Genomic DNA, 5,519 nt, shown 5'->3' with positions numbered 1-5,519 from the left:
GGTGGTGGCGACGCTCGCGGCGACCTGCCTCTGCCTGAGCGCGAGCTGGACCGTCTACACCCGCATCGACGAGGTCACCCGTCCGGCGGCCGGAGGCGATCCGGACCGGGCGTCCCTCATCCTGCTGTTCTTCGGCGCCGGAGCGGTCTGCGGGAACTTCGCCGTGGGCCGGCTCACCGACCGGTTCGGCCCGGCCCGGGTCATCGTCGGCGCCGCTCCGCTGCTGGTCGCCGCCGTCACCGTGACGCCGCCGATCGCGGCCACCTTCGCGGGCGCGCTGGCCGCCGCCGTCTGCTGGGGCACGCTGCACTGGATGATCAACGTCCCGCAGCAGCTGCGGGCCACCGCCGCCGCGCCCTCGGCCGCCCCGCTGGTCCTCGGCCTCCACCAGAGCACGATCTACATCGGCATCAGCATCGGGGGCGCCACCGGTGCCGCCGGTGACGCCCTGGGCGGTCGCGCGGGCATCGGCTACGCGGCGCTGCTCGTCGGCCTCGCCGGGCTGGCCGTCCTCGTCCTCTCCCTGCGCCTCGACCGCCGGACCCCGCCCGCGCCGGACCCGGAGCACCGCACGGCGGCCCATCCCGAGCCCGATGTCAGGAGTCGCGCGGAGAACGCCGTGGTCACGGGCGGCCATGTTGTCAGCGGTTGTCCGGAGGTGGCCGGACAACCTGTTGAACTGGCCGAATGAGCGGACCAGCGGGCCCGACGGAGGCCCGCCCGTCCCCCGAACGGAGCCGCCCGTGTACCAGCGGTCCGCCTATCCGGCCACGCCGACGAGTCGCCGCCTCATTCCCGAGCAGGTGCACGCGTCGGCGTTCCTCGCCTACACGCTGGCGGCGGCGATGTGCGGTTTCGCGATCGCCGGAAGCGTGTTCACCTTCGCCGAACCGACGGGACAGACCTTCGACGGAACGCCGTGCTACGGCACCACCGGCGACGGGATCTGCCAGAAGGACCCGTCGGGCGCGCCGGCGGCGATGGTGCTGGCACTGCTCGTGCTCGGCCTGTTCACCGCGGGCGCGGGGCTGGCGGTGCACTTCGGGATCCAGCGCGCGCGACCCGTCCTGGTCGTCGTGGCGGGTCTCGGCGCACTCGGCGGGCTGCTTCTGCTCAACGCGCCCGGCGCCGGGACGAAGGTGGCGGCGTTCATCTGCGCGGGCACGTGCGTGGCGATGGCGCGCCTGCCCTACGGGGACGCGGGCGCGCGGTACTTCGAGGGCCAGACGCTGACGCGGGCGGAGGCGCTGGCCGCGCCGGACCGGGCCCGTCCGGCGACCGCTCCCGGTCCGGTGTGGCTGGCGGCCGCGTACTTCACGCTGCTGACCGCGCTCGCCCTGTTCGGATCTCTCGTGTCGCTGGCGCTCGCCCCCGGCGCCTTCCCGCTCGCCGCGGCGGGTGCCGGGATCACGGGCTCGGTGGCGGCCGGGCTCGTCCGCGGACGGCTGTGGGCGCGGGCGTACGCCATCACCGCACTCGTCCTGGGGCTGGCGGGCGGGGTGGCGGTGCTGGTGCAACTGTGGGACGTCGCCACTCCCCGCCACGAGCCGTTCGCGTCCAAGCCTCCGTCGGTCGCCGGAGGCGTCGTCCTCACCCTGTTCGTCATGGTGGTGAACGCGGTCGTGCTGTGGTCGCTGGCGGGCGAGCGCCGCGCGGCCGACTTCTTCGCGCGCGGCACCTGAGCACCGTTCCGGCCGGTCAGGGACGTCCCAGGCAGCGGGTGTGGGCGCTGCCGACGGCGTCCTGGCCGGTCATCCGCACGGTCACACTGCCGGTCACGCAGCCGATGCCGACCAGCAGCAGGTTGGAGTAACTGGTGTCGACGTGGCCCATCCGCCAGAACGAGGAGGTGCCGTCGATCGGGCGGTCCACCTGGACCGACACCGAGGCCGCCGACGTCTCGTTCGGGTCGGGGTTGAGCCCGGGCGTCGGGACGAACCGGGTCCACGCGCCGGCGCATCGCGGAGAGAAGAACAGGTACGCGTCGCCGACCTGCGTCCCCGCCGGAAGCACGCGGCCGTGCAGCTTGGCCGCGCGGTCGAGCCTGACGGTGACGTGGTCCTCAGGGAAGCCGTCGGTGAGGCATCCCGCGACCTTGGGGTCCGTGCCGTCGTCCACCCGGGTGGAGGCCGCCGCGGCCCGACCCGGGTGGACGGGCCGGAGCCACCAGCCGCAGGTGCCCGCGACCACCGCGATGACGAGGGCCGCCGCCGCGTACCGGACGATCGCCCCGGTGGGCCGTTTCCTCGGCGGACGTCCGGCAGTCGTCCCCGCCGGCGTGGACCCGTCCGCCGGAGGCAGCGGCTCGGAAGCAGCTCGCGAGGAGGGCGGCGTGTCCTCGGGAAGCGCCGTCTCGTCAGCAGAAGTCTCTGCGTCGGAGGGGTTCGCGGCCACGCTGTCCATCGCATCCACGGTGTCCATCGCATCCACGGTGTCCGTCGCGGCCACGGTGTCGGCCGGTTCGGTGGTGGCCACCGTCGCGATCTGCGGGACGAACCCTTCGGCGAGCTGGCGGTGCAGGTGCCACCGCGCCTCCCATTCGGCCGGGTCGCCTCCGCAGGCCCGGACGAACGCCAGGGTCACCGCGAGGGTGGGCAGCCGTTCGCCGCGCGTCGCGTCCGACAGGACGGTGTGGGAGTAGTTCGCCCGCGAGGCCAGCACCCGGTACGAGGGGCTGCCCGCCTTGCGCCGAAGCTGCCGCAGCTCGTCCGCGAAGGCCTGGACGGGCCCGGCGTCCCGGTCCAGCGGCCGCTCCGGTCTGCCCACCGCTGCCTCCCAGGCGTCCAGGTCTCTTCAGGTGACCGCCCGCATTCAAGACCGTCCGGGCCTTGCGATCAACCGGTTCCGGAAAAAAGACCGGAGGGAATGAGGCCAGGGGGAAGCAATTCGACAGGGCAGGTCCCAATCCCGCCTATCCGTTCTGGGGAATGACATCTGAGGAGGCGGCCCGAAGCCGGCAGAGAACCACTCCGTACATCTGCTCCGCCGGACACAGCCCCCATTGTTTCGAATCCTCGGAAAGCGGGTGGTCGCCGCGAACGACGAGCATCCCGGGCGGGACGCGTTCAGGCTGTTCACCCGCCACCCAGGACGGCACGACGTCCCCGGGCACCGCCATGACGCGTTTGACGTACCAGCCCTTCCCGGCCGGCGGGGCGGCCCACCCCGTCACCGGGTCAGGGCGCTGGACGACGACGATCCGCCCCGGCCGGGTCCGGCGACGATGCCGCAGCACCAGCAGCACGTCGCCGGGGTTCAGGGACGGCGTCATGCTGCCGCCCCGCACCGTGACCGCGGTCAGGAGCAGCCGGGCCGCCAGGGCGAGCGCGGCGATCACCGCCGCCACCACCGCCACCACGACCAGGGTCTGGGTCATTCGGCGGCCGCCGGTTCCAGGTCCTCCTGGTACCCCTCCGCCTGACTGCGGAAGAGCCGGGCGTAGACGCCGTCCGGGGACGCCATGAGGGTGGCGTGGTCGCCGCTCTCCAGCACCTGGCCGTCCTGGACGACGACGATCCGGTCGGCCCGGCGCACGGCGCTCAGCCGGTGCGACACCAGCAGGCTGGTGGAACCGGCGCGGAGTTCGCGGAGCCGGTCGTGGACCGCCGCCTCGGCCATCGCGTCGAGCCCCGAGCTGGGTTCGTCCAGGATCATCAGGTCGCGTCCCTGCCGCATCAGCCCCCGGGCGAGGGCGAGGCGCTGCCACTGCCCGCCGGAGAGGTGGACGCCGCTGACCTGCTCGTCCTCCTCGTCGCCCGCGTGGAAGAGCCTACTGAGCATCGTCCGGTAGCCGGCGGGCAGCCGTTCGACGACCTCGTGGACACCGGCGCGCTCGGCGGCGGCGCGGATCCGCTCCGGGTCGTCGATGGCGTCCAGGTCGCCGAGGCCGATGTTCTCGGCGGCGGTGAGGTCGTAGTCCATGTAGTCCTGGAACACCGCGCCGATCCGCTGCCGCAGCTGCGCCACGGGGATGTCGCGGATGTCGACGCCGTCCCACAGGACGGCGCCGCGCTGCGGGTCGTAGAAGCGGCAGAGCAGTTTGACCAGCGTGCTCTTGCCCGCTCCGTTGAGGCCGACGACGGCGAGGCTGGTGCCGTGCGGGATGGTCAGGCTCAGCCCGCGCAGCACCCACGGGCCGTCCTCGCCGTAGCGGAACCACACGTCGCGCAGTTCGATGGCGTGGGTGAGCGGGGCCAGGTCGCGGGGCCGCCGCCGGGGCGGGGTGAGGTCGTCGGCCGTCCCGACCACGGTCAGGTAGTGGTGGAAGACCAGGGCCGACTGGTGTCCCATGGCGATGCCCTGGACCAGACCGGTCAGCCCGGTCTGGACTCCCGCCAGGGCGCCGATGAAGACCGACACGTCGCCGATGCTGATCGTCCGGTGGGCGGCGGCGGTCACCGCCCACAGCAGGCCCGCGGCCGCGAGTAGCGCGCCGAGGGCCGCAAGCATGACCTGGACGCGGACGACACCGCGTTCGAGCCGGTCCTCGGCGTCGTTGGCGGTGCGCAGTTCGGTGAGCATCCGGCCGTGCAGGAAGCCGCCCAGCCCGAACAGGCGGACCTCCTTGGCGGCCTGCAGGTCGGTCAGGAGCATCTGGTAGAAGATCTTGCGGCGCAGCCCGGGGCTGGTCTGCCACATCAGCCCCGCCCGCCGCCTGCTGAGCGCCAGGTGGGCGACCATCGCGGGGACCGCGGCCAGCAGGGCGGCGCCCGCCATGACCGGGTTGATCGCCAGCAGCGTGCCGAGGAACCCGACGATGCCGAGGGTCCCCTGCAGGCCGGACAGGCCCGTCTGGACGAGCTGGTCCGGCGCGTGCTCGGCGGACTGCTGCGCGAGCCGCAGCCGGTCGTGGAACCGGGGCTCCTCCAGGCGGGCCAGCCCGTTCATCCGGTTGACGGCGGCGAACAGCCGGTCCTGGGACAGCAGGCCGATGGCGCGTCTGGCGCGTCCCTGCGCGTAGGTGGTGACGGCCGTGGAGGACGCCATGACGACGCCGAGGCCGCCGATTCCGGCCGCCATCCACACCAGCGCGCCGGTCCGGGGATGGGAGGCGGTGAGCTCGTCCAGCGCGACCTTGGTCAGCCAGGCGGTGGCGACCGGCGCGATACCGCCGACCACGGCCATGACGAGCTGGAGCAGCAGCATGCCGGGACACGCCTGCCACGCGAGCGCGTAAGCCGCCCTCATCCCCCGGACGACCGAGACCTGGGCCTCCGGGTCCCCGTCGTCGCCGACCTTCGCTTGCCCGCCGCCCGCAACGGCCGCGCCGTCACCGACGGCGGCGTTTCCGCCGGTCACGGCAGGGAGGGCAGCGCGGTCTCGTCCAGCACGTCCGGGCTGAGCCCGGCGGCGGTGGCGATCCCGTCAGGGCCGTAGTGGGCGAAACCCGGGTAGAGGCGCGCGCCGAAGGCGGCGCCCACGGGCGCGTCGAGGAACTCGGGCACGACATGGTCGGCGATGCCGGCGAGCCTGGCGGCGAGGTCGCTGTCGGCCGCGAGATCGGAAGAGCGTCGTCTAGC

6 protein-coding genes are annotated in these 5,519 nt (G+C 73.6%); 2 read left to right on the top strand and 4 right to left on the bottom strand.

Annotation, left to right across the window (positions count from 1 at the left end; genetic code table 11):
- Both AB0J52_RS25205 and AB0J52_RS25200 read left to right on the top strand, forming a co-directional pair.
- Positions 1 to 691, top strand: a 691-nt coding sequence (locus AB0J52_RS25205; protein WP_500184674.1) for an MFS transporter, incomplete at its 5' end; no start/stop codon positions are given.
- A gap of 52 nt (positions 692 to 743) precedes the next feature.
- Positions 744 to 1,682 (top strand): hypothetical protein, encoded by a 939-nt coding sequence (locus tag AB0J52_RS25200; protein WP_500184673.1) that lies wholly within the window; start codon positions 744 to 746, stop codon positions 1,680 to 1,682.
- A 16-nt stretch (positions 1,683 to 1,698) separates the two neighbouring features.
- Here the strand turns inward: AB0J52_RS25200 and AB0J52_RS25195 are convergent, their stop codons facing one another.
- The 4 genes from AB0J52_RS25195 to AB0J52_RS25180 form a co-directional block, all read right to left on the bottom strand.
- Positions 1,699 to 2,766: a helix-turn-helix domain-containing protein gene (locus AB0J52_RS25195; protein ID WP_500184671.1), complete on the bottom strand. Its 1,068-nt coding sequence runs from the start codon at positions 2,764 to 2,766 to the stop codon at positions 1,699 to 1,701.
- A 145-nt stretch (positions 2,767 to 2,911) separates the two neighbouring features.
- Positions 2,912 to 3,376 (bottom strand): S26 family signal peptidase, encoded by a 465-nt coding sequence (locus tag AB0J52_RS25190; protein WP_500184669.1) that lies wholly within the window; start codon positions 3,374 to 3,376, stop codon positions 2,912 to 2,914.
- Complete coding sequence (locus tag AB0J52_RS25185; RefSeq protein WP_500184668.1) at positions 3,373 to 5,298, bottom strand: ABC transporter ATP-binding protein; 1,926 nt, start codon at positions 5,296 to 5,298, stop codon at positions 3,373 to 3,375. The genes AB0J52_RS25190 and AB0J52_RS25185 overlap by 4 nt, the downstream gene beginning before the upstream one ends.
- Positions 5,295 to 5,519: hypothetical protein (locus tag AB0J52_RS25180; RefSeq protein WP_500184667.1), on the bottom strand; the 225-nt coding region annotated here is incomplete at its 5' end. The genes AB0J52_RS25185 and AB0J52_RS25180, both read right to left, overlap by 4 nt.

The sequence above is a fragment of the Spirillospora sp. NPDC049652 genome, assembly GCF_040675125.1.
Classification (GTDB): Bacteria; Actinomycetota; Actinomycetes; order Streptosporangiales; family Streptosporangiaceae; genus Spirillospora.
Note: the sequence above shows the minus strand (reverse complement) of the source record. Positions and strands in the feature narration are given on the sequence as shown.

What these genes read in the sequence shown, in the direction of transcription:
- AB0J52_RS25190 (WP_500184669.1), bottom strand. Translation starts at nt 3,376, where the DNA reads ATGACCCAGACCCTGGTCGTGGTGGCGGTGGTGGCGGCGGTGATCGCC.